Origin of the sequence: Rhodoferax sp. BAB1 (assembly GCF_013334205.1) — a bacterium.
GTDB lineage: Bacteria > Pseudomonadota > Gammaproteobacteria > Burkholderiales > Burkholderiaceae_C > Hylemonella.
In genome coordinates this window covers 243238-258787 of the sequence record NZ_CP054424.1, presented here as the reverse complement: position 1 = coordinate 258787, position 15550 = coordinate 243238, and the positions used below count along the sequence as shown (strand labels likewise).

The 15550-nt window shown below is 64.8% G+C and carries 16 protein-coding genes; 6 read left to right on the top strand and 10 right to left on the bottom strand.

Annotation, left to right across the window (positions count from 1 at the left end; genetic code table 11):
- Nucleotides 1–7: 7 nt before the first annotated feature.
- From HTY51_RS01255 to HTY51_RS01240, 4 genes are all read right to left on the bottom strand, one after another.
- A complete protein-coding gene (locus HTY51_RS01255; protein ID WP_174251027.1) occupies nt 8–763 on the bottom strand; it encodes an HAD-IA family hydrolase in 756 nt (251 codons plus the stop codon).
- 8 nt (nt 764–771) lie between these two features.
- Nucleotides 772–1743, bottom strand: a complete 972-nt coding sequence (gene cbbX / locus HTY51_RS01250; protein ID WP_174251026.1) for a CbbX protein — start codon at nt 1741–1743, stop codon at nt 772–774.
- Between the two features lie 65 nt (nt 1744–1808).
- Nucleotides 1809–2243: a ribulose bisphosphate carboxylase small subunit gene (locus HTY51_RS01245; protein WP_174251025.1), complete on the bottom strand. Its 435-nt coding sequence runs from the start codon at nt 2241–2243 to the stop codon at nt 1809–1811.
- A gap of 26 nt (nt 2244–2269) precedes the next feature.
- Nucleotides 2270–3727: a form I ribulose bisphosphate carboxylase large subunit gene (locus HTY51_RS01240; protein WP_174251024.1), complete on the bottom strand. Its 1458-nt coding sequence runs from the start codon at nt 3725–3727 to the stop codon at nt 2270–2272.
- A 102-nt stretch (nt 3728–3829) separates the two neighbouring features.
- On the opposite strand from HTY51_RS01240, the gene HTY51_RS01235 reads away from it, so the two are divergent.
- Nucleotides 3830–4780 (top strand): LysR family transcriptional regulator, encoded by a 951-nt coding sequence (locus tag HTY51_RS01235; RefSeq protein ID WP_174251023.1) that lies wholly within the window; start codon nt 3830–3832, stop codon nt 4778–4780.
- Nucleotides 4781–4885: 105 nt separating this feature from the next.
- Nucleotides 4886–5797, top strand: a complete 912-nt coding sequence (locus HTY51_RS01230) for a LysR family transcriptional regulator (protein WP_174251022.1) — start codon at nt 4886–4888, stop codon at nt 5795–5797.
- 4 nt (nt 5798–5801) lie between these two features.
- Here HTY51_RS01230 and HTY51_RS01225 read toward each other — a convergent pair whose 3' ends face one another.
- Nucleotides 5802–6509 carry a Crp/Fnr family transcriptional regulator gene (locus tag HTY51_RS01225; protein ID WP_174251021.1) on the bottom strand — a complete coding sequence of 236 codons (708 nt, stop codon included), beginning with the start codon at nt 6507–6509 and terminating at the stop codon, nt 5802–5804.
- Between the two features lie 87 nt (nt 6510–6596).
- On the opposite strand from HTY51_RS01225, the gene HTY51_RS01220 reads away from it, so the two are divergent.
- From HTY51_RS01220 to HTY51_RS01205, 4 genes are all read left to right on the top strand, one after another.
- Entirely contained in the window at nt 6597–7403 is an 807-nt protein-coding gene (locus HTY51_RS01220; protein WP_174251020.1) for a class II glutamine amidotransferase, read from the top strand.
- Between the two features lie 48 nt (nt 7404–7451).
- The gene (locus HTY51_RS01215; RefSeq protein ID WP_174251019.1) at nt 7452–8015 is read left to right on the top strand and encodes a TlpA disulfide reductase family protein; all 564 of its coding nucleotides are present in this window, start codon (nt 7452–7454) and stop codon (nt 8013–8015) included.
- A 21-nt stretch (nt 8016–8036) separates the two neighbouring features.
- The gene (locus tag HTY51_RS01210; RefSeq protein ID WP_174251018.1) at nt 8037–8945 is read left to right on the top strand and encodes a 5'-nucleotidase; all 909 of its coding nucleotides are present in this window, start codon (nt 8037–8039) and stop codon (nt 8943–8945) included.
- A gap of 198 nt (nt 8946–9143) precedes the next feature.
- Nucleotides 9144–10901, top strand: a complete 1758-nt coding sequence (locus HTY51_RS01205; RefSeq protein ID WP_174254119.1) for an ABC transporter ATP-binding protein/permease — start codon at nt 9144–9146, stop codon at nt 10899–10901.
- 210 nt (nt 10902–11111) lie between these two features.
- On the opposite strand, the gene queC is transcribed toward HTY51_RS01205, so the two are convergent.
- The 5 genes from queC to HTY51_RS01180 all read right to left on the bottom strand — a co-directional run bounded on the left by queC (nt 11112) and on the right by HTY51_RS01180 (nt 15333).
- Entirely contained in the window at nt 11112–11816 is a 705-nt protein-coding gene (gene queC / locus HTY51_RS01200; RefSeq protein ID WP_174254118.1) for a 7-cyano-7-deazaguanine synthase QueC, read from the bottom strand.
- Nucleotides 11817–11874: 58 nt separating this feature from the next.
- Entirely contained in the window at nt 11875–12345 is a 471-nt protein-coding gene (locus HTY51_RS01195) for a hypothetical protein (protein ID WP_174251017.1), read from the bottom strand.
- A gap of 319 nt (nt 12346–12664) precedes the next feature.
- Nucleotides 12665–12973 (bottom strand): hypothetical protein, encoded by a 309-nt coding sequence (locus HTY51_RS01190; RefSeq protein ID WP_174251016.1) that lies wholly within the window; start codon nt 12971–12973, stop codon nt 12665–12667.
- Nucleotides 12974–13171: 198 nt separating this feature from the next.
- A complete protein-coding gene (locus HTY51_RS01185; RefSeq protein ID WP_174251015.1) occupies nt 13172–14164 on the bottom strand; it encodes a tripartite tricarboxylate transporter substrate binding protein in 993 nt (330 codons plus the stop codon).
- A gap of 44 nt (nt 14165–14208) precedes the next feature.
- Nucleotides 14209–15333, bottom strand: coding sequence for an amidohydrolase family protein (locus HTY51_RS01180; protein WP_174251014.1), 1125 nt, complete (start codon nt 15331–15333; stop codon nt 14209–14211).
- Nucleotides 15334–15550: the final 217 nt, after the last annotated feature.

Below are 15550 nucleotides of genomic sequence, written 5' to 3'. Positions count from 1 at the left end.
GTTCTCTTTATTGATCGACGGTCAGGAGGCGTTCGCCGGACCAGTGCGCCTGGTGCCATAACCGCAGGTCGGACAGGTGTACGCCCCCCAGGTCGGGCAGGACGTGCATGGCGCGGCTGAAGTCGTGGTGGCGCGTGTACTGCGTGGGCGTGATCACGGTGGCCAGGCCGGCCAGCGTGGCGGCCTTCAGGCCGTTGCCCGAATCCTCGAACGCCAGGCACTGGCGCGGATCGAGTTGCAGGATCTGCAGGATCTGCTCGTAGACCATGGGGTGCGGCTTCTTAAGCGGTGCCGTGGAGCCGTCGCCGATGGCCGCGAAGGCGTGGCGCCAGCCCGGCCCCATGGCACGGCGCAGCAGGGCCGCGATGTTGACCGGGGAGGTGGTGGTGGCAATGGCCAGCTGCACACCGGCGCCGGCCGCTTCGTCGAACAGCTCGAGGATGCCCGGACGCAGGCCGATGGCACCGCCGTTGATGGCGCCCTCGTAGTAGGCGGTCTTGAGTTCGTGGATGCGATTGACCGTGTCCTGGACGCCCTGGGCATCGATGGACTTGATGTCGGGGTTGATCTGCTTCCAGTAATGCTGCACACGCTCCTTGCCGCCGGAAACTTCCAGCAGTTCGGTGTACAGCGCGGGGTCCCAGTGCCAGCCCAGGTCCAGCTCATTGAAGGCGTAGTTGAAGGCCTCCAGGTGCAGGCTCTCGGTGTCGGCGATGGTGCCGTCGACGTCGAAGATCAGGGCTTGTAGCGTGGGCTGGGTCATGGTGAACCTCACTCGGTTTTAAACAGTCGGCTGGCCAGGATGTCCTGCGCCTCGATGGTCGTCAGGTCGTCCCGGCTCAGTTCACGGTCGCGCTCGGCAAACAGGCGGCTGGCCTGGCGCAGACGGGCCCGGTCCAGTGCGTTGCGCACGCTGCGTGCGTTGGCGAAATGCGGCTGGCCGATGCGCAATTGCAGGTACCGGTCGAAGGCCTCGGCCGCACCGGGGCCGAAGCGGTAATTCTGCGTCTCCAGCATTTTCCCGGAAATCTGCATCAGCTCGCCGACCGAGTAGTCGGGAAAGTCCAGGTGGTGGGCAATCCGTGAGGACATGCCCGGGTTGGACTGGAAGAAGGTGTCCATCCGGTCCTTGTAGCCGGCCAGGATCACGACCAGATCGTCGCGCTGGTTCTCCATCACCTGCAGCAGGATCTCGATGGCCTCCTGGCCGTAGTCACGCTCGTTCTCGGGGCGGTAGAGGTAGTAGGCCTCGTCGATGAAGAGCACGCCGCCCATGGCTTTCTTGAGCACTTCCTTGGTCTTGGGTGCGGTATGGCCGATGTACTGGCCCACCAGGTCGTCGCGCGTGACCGCCACCATGTGCCCTTTGCGCGCATACCCCAGGCGGTGCAGGATCTGCGCCATGCGCATGGCCACCGTGGTCTTGCCCGTGCCCGGGTTGCCGGTGAAACTCATGTGCAGGCTGGGCGCCTGGCTGGTCAGGCCCAGGTTGATGCGCAGCTTGTCGATCACCAGCAGGGCGGCAATGTCGCGGATGCGCGCCTTGACCGGCGCCAGGCCGACCAGGTCACGCTCCAGTTCGGCCAAGACGTCTTCGACCTGCGATTGCGCCAGCACCTGCGCCACGCTGCGCGCGCCGCTGTCCACCATGGCCATGGAGGCGGCGGCATCGGCAGTGGTGTCGGCCGGGCCCGCGGGGGCGGCCGACGCGACGCCGGGAATGGAATAACTGGGGGCACTCATGGGTCGAAGCTGTCCTGTTGCGCCTGCCCCGGCGCTTGCGGCGTCGGGGCAGGGTTGCTACTTAATCAATAGCGCTCGCCTTCCGGCTTGTTGGCACCGTAACCGCGCGTGGTGTAGCGCATCGAGCGGCCACCGATTTCCTGGCGCTCCAGCATGAAACCGCCTTCGGTCTTCGGCCGGTTCACGATGAAGCTCATCGCGATCGACTCGATATTGCGGGTGGAGTCGAAGGCCATCAGGCGGATGTAGAGGTTGGGGAAGGCCTTGCGGCAGTTCTTCACCTCCATCAACACGCCGGCAGCATCCTGCAGGTCGAACATGGGCATGCCGAACATTTCCCAGTAGGTGTTGCGCGGATGCGGATCGTCGGTGTATTCCACGCTCCAGGCGTAGCCTTTCTTGAGGCCGTACTCGATCTGCAGCGTGATTTCGGCGTCCGTCAGGTCGGGCAGGAAGCTGAACTGGCCCTGGGTCAGGCGGCCGGTGGGGTTGGTCATCATGATTCGGTTCTCCTGTATTCCTGGTCTCAGGCCACGGCGGGCGTGACGGCGAAGTCGCTGCTGTCGGTCGACTGGTAGTTGAAGCTGATGTCGCCCCAGGTGTCCAGCGCGGCTTTCAGCGGACCACAGGTCTGGGCGGCCTTCTTCAGGATTGCCGGACCTTCGTTCTTGATGTCCTTGCCTTCGTTGCGGGCCTTGACCATGCATTCGAGCGCCACGCGGTTGGCCACGGCACCGGCCTGGATGCCCTGCGGGTGGCCGATGGTGCCGCCGCCGAACTGCAGGATCACGTCGTCGCCGAAGAGGTCGATCAGCTGGTGCATCTGGCCGGCATGGATGCCGCCCGAAGCCACCGGCATCACCTTCTTGGTGTCGGCCCAGTCCTGGTCGAAGAACAGGCCGCGCGGCAGGTCGGCCTTGGTGTAGCTGTCGCGGCAGACGTTGTAGTAACCCTGCACGGTCATCGGGTCACCTTCGAGCTTGCCCACGGCGGTGCCGGTGTGCAGGTGGTCGACACCGGCCATGCGCAGCCACTTGGCGATCACACGGAAGCTCACGCCGTGGTTCTTCTGGCGGGTGTAGGTACCGTGACCGGCACGGTGCATGTGCACGATCATGTCGTTCTTGCGGGCCCAGTTGGCCATGGACTGGATGGCGGACCAGCCGATCACCAGGTCCAGCATGATCACGACCGAACCCAGCTCCTTGGCGAACTCGGCGCGCTCGTAGATGTCTTCCATCGTGGCGCCGGTCACGTTAAGGTAGCTGCCCTTGACCTCGCCGGTCACGGCCTGTGCCTTGTTCACGCCGTCCATCACGTAGAGGAAACGGTCACGCCAGTGCATGAAAGGCTGCGAGTTGATGTTCTCGTCGTCCTTCATGAAGTCCAGGCCGCCCTTGAGGCCTTCATAGATCACGCGGCCGTAGTTGCGACCCGACAGGCCCAGCTTGGGCTTGGTGGTGGCGCCCAGCAGGGGACGGCCGAACTTGTCCAGGCGCTCGCGCTCGACGACCAGTCCGGTCGGCGGGCCCTTGAAGGTCTTGAGGTAGGCCACCGGGATGCGGATGTCTTCCAGGCGCGCTGCCTTGAGCGGCTTGAAGGAGAACACGTTGCCGATCAGGCTGGCCGTCATGTTGGAGATCGAGCCCTCTTCAAAGAGGATCAGGTCATAGGCCACCCAGGCAAAGTACTGGCCCGGGTTGTTCGGCACCGGCTGCACCTTGTAGGCCTTGGCGCGGTAGCTGTCGCAGGCGGTCAGGCGGTCGGTCCATACCACCGTCCAGGTGGCGGTGGAGGATTCGCCGGCCACGGCGGCGGCGGCCTCTTCGGGGTCCACACCGTCCTGCGGGGTGATACGGAACAGGCAGATCGTGTCCGTCTCCTTGGGCACGTAGTCGGGCATCCAGTAGCCCATCTGCTTGTATTTCAGAACGCCTGCGCTATAGCGCTTCTTGGCGTCGGTGATCTGGGTCGAACTGCTCATCAATGACTCCTGAGGGTTGAAATTCTTGATGGGTGAAATATAAGAATTTAGCGAAATAAGGTAAATTCAAACTTTATTTGCTTTTGATTAAGTGATTGCTTAATGAAGAACGCCACCTTTCGCCAGCTTCGGGTGTTCAGCGAGGTCGCCCGCCAGCTCAGCTTCAGCAAGGCCGCGCAGGCGCTGCACCTCACGCCACCGGCCGTGACCATGCAGATCAAGGAGCTTGAGGGCCATGTGGGACTGCCCCTGTTCGAACGCAGCGGCCGCCAGGTGGCGCTGACCACGGCCGGCGAATACATGCTGGTCTATGCCCGCAAGATCCTGGCCACGCTGAAGGACGCAGAGGACGCCGCCGCGCGCCTGCAGAAGCTGGAGATCGGCACGCTGACCATCGGCATGGTCAGCACGGCCAAGTACTTCCTGCCGCGGCTGCTGGCCGAGTTCCAGCGCGAGCACGATGGCATCGAGGTGCGCCTGATCGTCGGCAACCGCGAGCAGCTGCTGCGCATGCTGCAGGGCAATGAGGTGGACATCGCCATCATGGGCCGCCCCCCGAAGGAGATGGCCACGCGCGCCGAGCCCTTTGCCGCCCATCCGCACGTCTTCGTGGCGCCGGTGGACCACCCGCTGCTCAAGCGCGGCCAGCTGGGGGTGTCCTCGCTGCAGCCCTACAGCTTCATCGTGCGCGAGCAGGGTTCGGGCACACGGGCGGCCATGGAGAAGTTTTTCGCGGATGCGAACTTCGAACCCAAGGTGACGATGGAGATGTCGAGCAACGAAACCATCAAGCAGGCCGTCATGGCCGGCATGGGCCTGAGCTTCCTTTCGCTGCACACCATCGGCCTGGAGCTGGACAACCAGCTGGTGGCCATCCTCGACGTCCAGGGCTCCCCGGTGGTGCGTGCCTGGAACGTGGTGCACACCCTGTCCAAGCTGCTGTCGCCAGCGGCCGAGGCCTTCCGCTACTTCATCCTGGAGCGCGGTGAAGTCTTCCTGGCCGAGCAGTACGGGCGCCACATCCGCATGGCCCCGGTCGGGACCGGCGGCTGAACCAGGGCCTGTTTCCGCTCCTATCCCGGGAGCGAGCGGGCCCTGACCCATCAATAAAATATAATATTTGCTCTAGCAAATATCAGTATTTACTGATTCGATTCCATGCGCAACTACACGCTCAAGCAACTGCAGACTTTCATCGAGGTTGCCCGCGAAAAATCCGTTTCCCGGGCGGCCGAACGCCTTTTCGTCACGCAACCGGCCGTGTCCATGCAGATCCGCCAGCTGGAAGAGGCCTTCGGCCTCTCGCTGATAGAACCGGTGGGGCGCAACATCCAGCTCACCCACGCCGGCAACGAGTTCCTGACCCACGCCATCGCCGCCCTGGGCAAGCTCAAGGACCTGGAAGCCAGCATGGCCGAGCACGTGGGGGCCAAAAAAGGCCGCATCGAGCTGGGCATCGTCAGCACGGCCAAGTACTTCGTGCCCATGCTGCTGGTGCGCTTCACCAAGCTGATGCCGGGCATCGACATCGCCCTGCACATCGACAACCGCGACAACATCCTGGGCATGCTCGCGCGCAACGAGCTGGATCTGGTGGTCATGGGCCGCGCCCCGGGCAACCTCGACTGCGAAGCCACCCCCTTCGCCAGCAACCCGCTGGGCATCGTGGCGCCGCCCGACCACCCCCTGGTGCGCCGCAAGCGCATGGCTTTCGACATCCTGAAAGACTATCCCTTTGTCGTGCGCGAACAGGGTTCGGGCACACGGGCGGCCATGGAGCGCCTGTTCCAGCAGTACGAAATCCCGATCAAGGTGGCGATGGAGATGCCCAGCAACGAAACCATCAAGCAGGCCGTCATGGCCGGCATGGGCCTGTCCTTCCTCTCCATGCGCACGGTGCGCCACGAGCTGGCCGCCGGCCACCTGGCCCTGCTGGACATCAGCGGCATGCCCATCGTGGGCAAGTGGTACGTGACCCATCTGGGCCAGAAAAAGCTCTCGCCCGCGGCGCAGTCCTTCAAGAAATTCCTGATCGAGCAGGCCGAGCCGCTGATCGACTCCTGGGCCTGAGCCTTCAGGCCGCCTGCAGCAGACGCTGCGGCTCGTGCAGGCGGTAAACGCGGCCCTGCTTGTCCAGCGGCTCGATCACCGCCTCGCGCACCAGGCGGCTGACCTCGCGGCTCACGGTCTCCAGCTTCAGGTCCAGCATGGCGCCCATGTCGTCGCGCGCGAACAGGGTGACGGTGCGGTCGTCGGTCGGGCTGCGCATCTTCAGGATGAAGTTGGAGACACGCTGGCGTGCCGTGCCGAAGTTCAGGTCGGCCAGCCAGTCATCGGCGTCCCTGAGCGCCGCCTGCCATTTCTGCATCAGGCGCAGGTGCAGGCGCGGGCTGCTCGCGCCCAGGGTGTGGATCACCTCCAGCGGGATGCGGCAGACGGCAATCCCGCTCAGGGCCACGGCATCGCAGTCGAAATGCCCGCCGCCCAGCGCCTCCAGGCCCGCCACATCACCCGGCCGCAGCACACGCACGATGCGCTGGCGGCCGTCGGTCGTCACCCGCACCAGCTTGATCATGCCGCGGCGCAGCGTGTAGATCCCCTGGGCCCGCGAACCCTCGCTGTACAGCGCCTCACCCGCTGCGAATTCGAGATCGTCGATCGGCGCGTGGATCATCCCGAAATCCTGCTCGTTGAGGTCGGCAAACAGCACCATGTCACGGATGCCGCAGTTGCGGCAGTCCGATGTGCCGCGCCAGGCGGATTCAGTCTTGATCGGGATCATGGTGGCTGGGGGAAACGACCCTTGTATACCCCTAAGTGTATATTTCAAAGCCCGATCCTGCCGGATGCCCCATCGCCCCGTCCACGCATGTGTGAACTGCTCGCCATCTCCAGCCGGCAAGCCGCCCGCCTGAGCTTCTCGCTGTCGGCGCTCGCTGCGCACACCACGCCCGGCCAGAGCAGCCGCGACGGCTGGGGCGTCGCCTGCTACCAGGGCCATGAGGCGGCGCTTTACCGCGAGGCCGCCCCGGCCAGCGACAGCCCGCTGGCGCGCCTGCTGGCCAGCGCAGGGCCGCCCACCACCCTGGCCCTCTCGCACATACGCCACGCCACCCGCGGTGCCATCACGCTGGCCAACACCCAGCCCTTCCTGCGCGAACTGGGCGGTCGCAGCCATGTCTTCGCCCACAACGGCGACCTGCCCGGCCTCCTGGACGCCCCGGGCTTCGCGCTGACGCAGTTCCGTCCGGTGGGCGAGACCGACTCCGAGCACGCCTTCTGCGCGCTGCTGGCACGGCTGGCGCCGCTGTGGCAAGGCCAGGGTGTGCCGGCCTTGCAGGATCGCCTGGACGTCGTGAGCACCTTCGCGTCCGGGCTGCGCGCCCTCGGCCCCGCCAACTTCCTCTATGCCGACGGCGAGGTGCTGTTCGCGCATGGCCACCAGCGCATCCAGGCGGACGGCCGCATCGCGCCGCCGGGCCTGTACTGGCTGCAGCGCCGCTGCACACAGGAAGACGACGCGCTGCAGACCGAGGGCCTCTGTGTAGGCGGCGGTTACCAGCAGGTGCTGCTGCTGGCCAGCGTGCCCCTGAGCGCAGAGCCCTGGGTGGCCCTGGCCGAAGGCGAGACCGTGGCCGTGCGCGGTGGTGAGTTGCTGGCGCGCCGCCGGGCCTGAGGGCACGCCCCGATGGCGCCACCCTGCTCAGGCGCTAAGATCATCGGCATGAATCCGCAACGCAGACAGCTGGTCGCCGGCAGCGCACTCCTGGCCGGCACCCTGGCCCTGGGCCGGTCAGCAGGGGCGCAGTCGGCACCCGCCGCGCCCTCCTCGCCCGGGGTCGAGGCCAAGGCCGGCCCACTGCCCGCCGTTGGCACATCGCTGGCCCTCCCCGAAGTACCGCTGCTCGACGGCACGGTATTCCGACCGGCCCAGGCCGAAGGCCGGGTGCTGGTGATCTACTGGTGGGCCAGCACCTGCCCCTTCTGCGCCCTGCAGAGCCCCGAGATGCAAAAGCTCTGGGACAGCCAGCGCGTGCTGGGCAACAGGGGCGTGTTGCTGCTGACACTCTCCATCGACCGCAAGCGCGAAGACGCCACGGCCTACCTGCAGAAAAAGGGCTACACCTTCCCGGCCGGCTACGTCACGCCGGAGATCCAGCGTGTGCTGCCCAAACCCCGGGGCCTGCCCATCACCCTGGTGCGCGGGCGCGACGGCCGCGTGCTGCAGGCCGAGCGCGGCCAGCTGTTTCCGGAAGACGTGGAACTGCTGGCGCGCTGGGCCGGCTGAAAACAACACAAGGGAGACCGCATGGGTGCATCACTGGACGGCAAGCTCGTCGTCGCCATTTCCTCGCGGGCCCTGTTCGACTTCGAGGAGGAGAACAAGGTCTTCGAGCACGGCCACGGCCCGCACAAGGACCGCGCCTACATGAAGCTGCAGCTCGACAAGCTGGACGAGCCCGCCAAGCCGGGTGTGGCCTTCTCCATGGTCAGGAAGCTGCTGGCCTTCAACGACAGCGACGCCCAGCGCGTGGAGGTGGTCATCCTCTCGCGCAACGACCCGGTCTCGGGTCTGCGGGTTTTCCGCTCCATCAAATCCGACGACCTGAAAATAGAACGAGGTGTTTTTACACGGGGTCGTGAACCCTACAAATATCTCACGCCCTTGCAAGCGAATCTGTTTCTCTCAGCGAACCCCGATGATGTCCGTGCCGCACTCAAAATGGGCTGTCCAGCCGCTACCGTGGCTACACATGCAGCTCGCGCACAAGACAACTACCCCAACGAAGTGCGCATCGCCTTTGACGGTGACGCTGTGCTGTTTAGCGATGAAGCAGAGCGCATCTATCAGTCCTCTGGCTTACCAGTCTTCCAACAACACGAACGCGACAAGGCTCACCAGCCACTTTTAGCTGGTCCTTTCAAGCCCCTGCTGGCTGCGCTTCACCGCTTGCAACAGGAAGGTACACCCAATATGCGCATCCGCACTGCGCTGGTCACGGCACGCAGTGCTCCGGCGCACGAGCGCGCCATCCGTACCCTGATGGACTGGAACATCGAAGTAGATGAAGTCATGTTCCTGGGTGGCCTGCCCAAGGGCGAGTTTCTGCGCGAGTTCGAGCCCGACTTCTTCTTCGACGACCAGACCGGCCACATCGAATCCGCCGCGCAGCACGTGCCTTCGGGGCATGTGGCCAGCGGCGTCTCCAACCCCTGAGAACTTGTGCATAAATCTACTGCGCAACCCGATGGCGGCGTTGGGCGGTGCTCGCCATCCTCACGTACATCAAGTACGTTCCGGTGGCTGCGCTCCGTCCGCCTTGCCCTCGGGTCGCTCGCTACGATTTATGCACAAGTTCTGCGTCACCCTGCTGACTTCTCACTCCACCCATTTTGAGCGAGTCTTCCAATGTCCATGTTCCACAAAGCGGCCCTCTTCAAGACCTTCCTCGTGCGGACCTGGGCGCTGTCTCTGCCCTACTTCAAGTCCGAGGAAAAATGGAAGGCACGCGCGCTGCTGGCGGCCATCATCGGCCTCAACCTGGGCTTCGTCTACACCCTGGTGCTGTTCAACGAATGGAACCGCTTCTTCTACGACGCGCTGCAGGAGAAGAACTACCCCGTGTTCCTGGAGCAGCTGCTGCGCTACACGGTGCTGGCCTTCATCTACATCATCATCGCGGTCTACAAGTTCTACCTGACCCAGCAGCTGGAGATGCGCTGGCGCGCCTGGATGACGCGCCACTACGTGCAGCACTGGCTGGCCCATCAGGCCTACTACCAGTTGGAACTCACACGTTATGCCCAGCTGGCGCCCGACCAGTCGCCCGACAACCCGGACCAGCGCATGCAGGAGGACCTCAACCTCTTCACCACCCGCACCGTGGGCCTGAGCATGGAGCTGCTCAACGCGGTGGTGACCTTCATCAGCTTCGTCGGCATCCTGTGGACGCTCAGCGGCGAGTTCACCTTCAACTGGGGCGGCACCGAATTCGCCATCCCCGGCTTCATGCTGTGGGTGGCCATCCTCTACTGCGCCGTGGGCACCGTGCTTACCCACTACGTGGGCCGCAAGCTGATCCCGCTGAACTACGAGCAGCAGCGCCGCGAGGCCGACTTTCGCCACCACCTGGTGCGCGTGCGCGAATACAGCGAGGCGATCGCGCTGGACCGCGGGGAGGTCGTGGAGAACCAGCAGCTCAAGCTGCGCTTCGACCATGTACTGCGCAACTACCTGCAGCTGATCGACGCCAAGAAACGCCTGACCATGTTCACCTCCACCTTCTACCAGGCCTCGGCGGTGTTTCCCTTCCTGGTGGCGGCGCCGCGTTTCTTCAGCGGTGCCATCCAGCTCGGCGCCATGATGCAGATCGCCTCGGCCTTCAGCCGCGTGCAGGACTCGCTCTCCTGGTTCATCGACAACTACGACAACCTGGCCGCCTGGCGCGCCACCACCGACCGCCTGACGCATTTCGAGGCCGCCATCGTCGCCGCCAGCCGCCCCACCCAGCTGCACCACGAAGCCGGCAACGGCAGCGGCCTGCAGGTCAGCAACCTCTCGCTGGACCTGCCCACCGGCAAGCGCCTGCTGGCGCACACGGCCCTGCAGGTCAAAGCGGGCGACAGCATCCTGCTGCGCGGCCCTTCGGGCAGCGGCAAGTCCACGCTGTTCCGAGCCCTGGCCGGCATCTGGCCGCTGGCCTCGGGCCACGTGACGCTGCCGGCTTCCAGCATGTTCATCCCGCAGCATCCCTATTTCCCCAATGCCAGCCTGCGCGACGCCCTGGCCTACCCCGAGCCGGCCGCGAACCATGACGAGGAAACGCTGAAACAGGCCCTGCGCGAAGCCCTGCTGCCGCAGCTGGTGGACCAGCTCGACGTGGTGGACGCCTGGGGCCAGAAACTCTCGGGCGGTGAACTGCAGCGCCTGGCGCTGGCACGCGTGTTCCTCAAAAAGCCGGCCTGGGTCTTTGCCGACGAAGCCACCAGCGCACTGGACGAGGAAGCCGAGAAGACCCTCTACCGCAAGCTGATCGAGATGGTGAAGGCCGGTAACGGCGCTATTGTTTCAATAGCACACCGGCAGACCGTGGCGTCTTTCCACGAACACACCTGGACACTGGAGAAGTCCGGCGACGAGTCCGTGGCGCGCTTCGAACTGCGTCAGGCCTGAATAGGAAAACACCCCCGACTCTTGCCCACTTCGTGTGGCCGCCGACGTGCCACTGTCAGAGTCAGTGGCTCTTCGGTGCCGTCCAAACCTGCGCAGGCAGGTTTGGAGCCTCGGCCCTCAGCCCCCTCAAGGGGGCAACGCCAGTGGCCCGGCAAAGCCGGTTCCACGGCGTTCCGCGGTTGGATGCCTTCTATTGCTAGGGTTGTAGCGTTAATTCGGCACTTGGGTTTTGTACCGCTCCCACCCGCGGGCGCGCAGTTCGCAAGCCGGGCAGGTGCCGCAGCCATAACCCCAGGCGTGGCGGTGGGCGCGGTCACCCATGTAGCAGGTGTGGGTGTGCTCGACGATCAGGTCCACCAGCGCGGGACCGCCCAGCGTCTCGGCCAAGCGCCAGGTGTCGGCCTTGTCGATCCACATCAGCGGGGTCTCGATCAGGTAGCGCTTGTCCATGCCCAGCGAGAGCGCCAGTTGCATGGCCTTCATGGTGTCGTCGCGGCAATCGGGGTAACCCGAGAAATCGGTCTCGCACACGCCCGTCACGATGACCTGCAGGTCGCGCCGGTAGGCCACGGCAGCGGCCAGCGTGAGGAACAGCAGGTTGCGCCCGGGCACGAAGGTGTTGGGCAGGCCGCTGGACTCCATCTTGAAAGCGGTCTCGCGCGTGAGAGAAGTCTCGCTCACGGCGCCCAGCACGGCCAGGTCCAGCAGGTGGTCCTGGCCCAGTTTGGGTGCCCAGTGCGGGAACTGGCGGCGGATCTCGGCCAGCACCTGCACGCGCGCTTCCAGCTCCACGTGGTGGCGCTGGCGGTAATCGAAGGCGATGGTTTCGACGCGCTCGTAGGACTTGAGGGCGTGGGCCAGGCAGGTGGTGGAATCCTGCCCGCCGGAGAAAAGAACGAGGGCGGTCTTGTGCAACATGACCCGATGTTATCGCCCCCTTGGCAGGAACCGGGCGGCCCTTGCAAGAGCCAGCTTACTCAGGCTTCTCGGTCTTCTTGATCCGGGTTGGCGAGTAAGTCAGTGCTTCCTTGGCAATCACACCCGGCGTGCTCATGGGGTCGACGCTGCGGCTGGCCGCCTGGCTCTGCGCCTGGATCTGCTGGTTCACGCCCGGGTTCTGGGCCGGGTTGTTCTGCATCCAGATCTCGACCACACGCGCACTGGCGCTCCAGACCGCGGTCATGTGGTCCATCAGCATCTTGGACAGCGGCTCCTTGGGTGGCGCTTCTTCCTGCCGGGCCACGGTTTCCTTGCGCTGCGTCCAGTCCTTGCTCGTGTTGTCGGCCTGGCTGCCGCCCTGCAAGGGGTCGGCCTTGGCAGCCGCCTGGTTGGCCTGGGCCTGGACCACCGGGTTGATGTCGTTCACCACGCTGGCAGATTCCTGCACCGCAGGGGCCGGCGGGTTCACCGGCGCCACCGGGATCACCCTGGCGGCGGCGGGCACAACTACCTCCGAGCCGGCCGGCCGGATGGCAGTTCGCTCAATGTTAGGTAGTTGCATGATGGCTTGTGGGCCTCTGCCCGGAAGCGGGAGGCTTTTATCCTGTTACGTACATTGGTTAACGGCAGAAATGAGAGGTTATTTAGGCCTTTTTTTGGGAATCTTGGGGTCCGGCAGAGAAGAAAGTCCTTCAAATGTCGCCTCTTTGATTAAAAAGGGACTTTTCAGGTGGTTTCAAGCCAAAACAAAGGCGCCCGGCTTGTGGCCGGGCGCCTTTGGAAAAATATGTGAGTCGGACGCAGCCTGCCGCCGCGCGGCAGACTCAGCGCTGCAACCGGCTGGGCCGGGAGTTCAGGCTCTTGGGCAAGAGGCCATCAAACATGGCCGAGATTTCGTCGACCACCTGATGGGCGGCCTGCTCGCCGCAGCGGGTCGCCACCGCCATCAGCAGCTCGGGGCGCAGAAACCACAGGGCCGGCACATTGGACGCCATGAGGATGCGCCGCTCGACATGCGGAAAGCGTTCGGCGATCTCTGCGTCCAGGCACTTGAGCATGGCCTGGCGTATGTCGTCGATATGGAAGGCGGCAGCGACGGTGTCGTCGCGCAAGGGATTGAGCCTCTCCTGCATGGTGGAGAGGAATCTGGTCGCAGCACTGAACATTTTTATACGAATCAACTAACCCAACGAAGCCCGCATATTAGGTCAGTGCGTACGTATTTTTACTAGGGAGTTCCTCTTGCGTAGTAACCCTGACGGCGGGACGCCGTCAGTTTTTGCAGGCCTGGCCACAACATGCGCCTGCACGGCGCATGTTGTGGCGGCGTTTTACTCGGCCTTGATGTTGTTGTCGCGGATGGCCTTGCCGTAGCGTGCCAGCTGGCTGCCCACGAGCGCCGTCAGCTGCTCGGGGGTGGTGCCGTTGGGCTTGAGGCCCAGGCCGGCGTAACGCTCCTTGACCATGGGGTCGGCCAGGGCCTTGACCACTTCACGCTGCAGGCGCTCGAGGATCTCCTTCGGGGTGCCCTTGGGTGCGGTCAGCGCAAACCAGGTGCTGAAGTCGAAACCCTGGATGCCCTGCTCCTTGAGCGTCATGGTGTCCGGATACTCGGGCTGGCGGCTGTCGGCCATCACGCCCACCAGGCGCAGCTTGCCGCCCTTGGCCAGAGCGGCCACGGTGGCGATGCCCTGCACGGTCATGTCGACCTGGTTGCCGGCCACGCCCTGGGCCGCCTGGCTGGCGTCGCGGTAGGGCACGTGCTTGATATCGATGCCGGTGTGCGCCGCGAACAGCGCGCCGCCCAGGTGTTGCGGGCTGCCGTTGCCGCCCGAGGCGTAGGTGATCTGGCCCGGCGCAGCCTTGGCGGCGGCCACCAGTTCGGCGGCGGTCTTGTACTTCGAGTCGGCCGGCACAGCCACGCTGAACTCGATGGTGGCGACCTGCGAGATGTGAGCAAAGTCGGTCACCGGGTTGAACGGCGTCTTCGAGTTCAGGTTCGGCACCATGGTCAGCACGCTGTCGTTGAAGCCGCCGATGGTGTAACCGTCCGGGGCCGACTTGGCCAGGCGGTCGGCGCCGATGATGCCCGAGGCACCCGTGATGTTCTCGACCACGATGGCCTGGCCCATGTTCTCGGACATCTTCTGCGCCAGCAGCCGTGCCGCCACGTCGACCGCGCTGCCCGCGCCCAGCGGCACGATCATGCGAATGGGTTTGTTGGGGTAGCCGCTCTGGGCCTGGGCCGGTGCGACCAGGGCCAGGCCGGCCGCAGCCGCCAGCGACAGGGCGAGGCGTCGCGTGCAGGTGGAAAGTTGTTTCATGGTGTCTCCTTTGTGGTTGTGTTGACTGGGTGGGCGACCGGCCTTCAAACCGTGAGCCCCAGCACGCGGATCGCGTTCTCGCCCAGGATGGCCAGGCGGTCTTCGTCGCTGAGTTCGGGGGTGGCCATCACATGGCCCACGGGGTCTTCCACCCAGGGGATGGGGTGGTCGGTGCCGATCATGATCTGGCTCGCGCCCACCTCGGCCGCGAGGTGGCGCAGGGCTTCGCCGGTGAAGACCAGCGAGTCGAAGTAGATCTGGCGGATGTATTCCGTCGGCTTCTTCTTGAGCACGATGTCGGGGTTGCAGTTCTGCGGCGAGACGAAACAGCTGCGGTCCATGCGCGGCGCGTAGGAGCCGAGGAAACCACCGCCATGGGCGCCCAGCACCTTGAGCTCGGGGTATTTGTCGAAGACGCCTTCGAAGATCAGCTTCTGCAGGGCGATGGTCGTGTCCAGCGGGTTGCCGATCACATTGGACAGCCAGCCATTGCCCTTGAGGCGGGCCGCCAGTTCGGGGGTGCTCTGCGGGTGGATGAACAGCATCACGCCCAGTTCCTGCGCCTTGGCCAGCACGGGGTGGTAGATCGGGTTGGCGAAGTCATCCCCGGCCACGCTGCCGCCGATGGCCGCGCCCTTGAGGCCGTATTTCTTCACCGCCTCTTCCAGCATCTGCGCCGCAAGCTCGGGGAACTGCATGGGCAGCGAGGCAAAGGCGGCCAGGCGCTTGGGGTGGTTCGCGCACAGCTCGGCAAAACTCTCGTTGTGGACACGGCAGATCGCCTCGGCGGTCTCGCGATCTTTTTTGTACCAGAAGGGGTTGATGCTGAGCACCTGCAGGTCGATGCCCATGGTGTCCATGGCCTCGAAGCGCGCGGCCAGTTGCTGGTCCACCTGCAGGAAATGCTCGGGCACGCCTTTGACGGGCGGCAGCACGCCTTTGGCTTCGGCGCCCATCAGGTCCAGGCCGGCCTGGAAATAGCAATGGGCGTGCGCATCCACCGTGCGGGCACGCTTGCCGCGGATGATCACCGGCGCGCGGCCCGTAGCGGTGCTACCGCCGCCCCCGCCGGGCACGATGGGCACGATGGGCAGGCCCGCGCAGCTGCAGAACCAGAAGCCGTTGCAGCCTTGGGCATGGGTTTTGGGGGAGAGCCAGTTCTTGAGCATGTGTAGGGCCTTTTCACACTAATTTCTCAAGTGCGAACGCGGTGAAAACAGCGCCAATCTAGGCGCGCGACGAAGCCCAGGCTGGCCGCCTGGGCGAGGAGTGCAACAACGAGTGGCGCTGTTTTCACCCCGTTCCCTACGGGTTGCGGCCAAAAAAACCATGCGGGGTGTTGCGCGGACTTGCCGGGGGCTACCCCGGCGGCGTCCACGCGCCTAC

Coding starts and splice junctions, on each gene's coding strand:
- HTY51_RS01255 (WP_174251027.1), bottom strand. CDS start 763: ATGACCCAGCCCACGCTACAAGCCCTGATCTTCGACGTCGACGGCACC.
- cbbX (WP_174251026.1), bottom strand. CDS start 1,743: ATGAGTGCCCCCAGTTATTCCATTCCCGGCGTCGCGTCGGCCGCCCCC.
- HTY51_RS01245 (WP_174251025.1), bottom strand. CDS start 2,243: ATGATGACCAACCCCACCGGCCGCCTGACCCAGGGCCAGTTCAGCTTC.
- HTY51_RS01240 (WP_174251024.1), bottom strand. CDS start 3,727: ATGAGCAGTTCGACCCAGATCACCGACGCCAAGAAGCGCTATAGCGCA.
- HTY51_RS01235 (WP_174251023.1), top strand. CDS start 3,830: ATGAAGAACGCCACCTTTCGCCAGCTTCGGGTGTTCAGCGAGGTCGCC.
- HTY51_RS01230 (WP_174251022.1), top strand. CDS start 4,886: ATGCGCAACTACACGCTCAAGCAACTGCAGACTTTCATCGAGGTTGCC.
- HTY51_RS01225 (WP_174251021.1), bottom strand. CDS start 6,509: ATGATCCCGATCAAGACTGAATCCGCCTGGCGCGGCACATCGGACTGC.
- HTY51_RS01220 (WP_174251020.1), top strand. CDS start 6,597: ATGTGTGAACTGCTCGCCATCTCCAGCCGGCAAGCCGCCCGCCTGAGC.
- HTY51_RS01215 (WP_174251019.1), top strand. CDS start 7,452: ATGAATCCGCAACGCAGACAGCTGGTCGCCGGCAGCGCACTCCTGGCC.
- HTY51_RS01210 (WP_174251018.1), top strand. CDS start 8,037: ATGGGTGCATCACTGGACGGCAAGCTCGTCGTCGCCATTTCCTCGCGG.
- HTY51_RS01205 (WP_174254119.1), top strand. CDS start 9,144: ATGTTCCACAAAGCGGCCCTCTTCAAGACCTTCCTCGTGCGGACCTGG.
- HTY51_RS01190 (WP_174251016.1), bottom strand. CDS start 12,973: ATGCAGGAGAGGCTCAATCCCTTGCGCGACGACACCGTCGCTGCCGCC.
- HTY51_RS01185 (WP_174251015.1), bottom strand. CDS start 14,164: ATGAAACAACTTTCCACCTGCACGCGACGCCTCGCCCTGTCGCTGGCG.
- HTY51_RS01180 (WP_174251014.1), bottom strand. CDS start 15,333: ATGCTCAAGAACTGGCTCTCCCCCAAAACCCATGCCCAAGGCTGCAAC.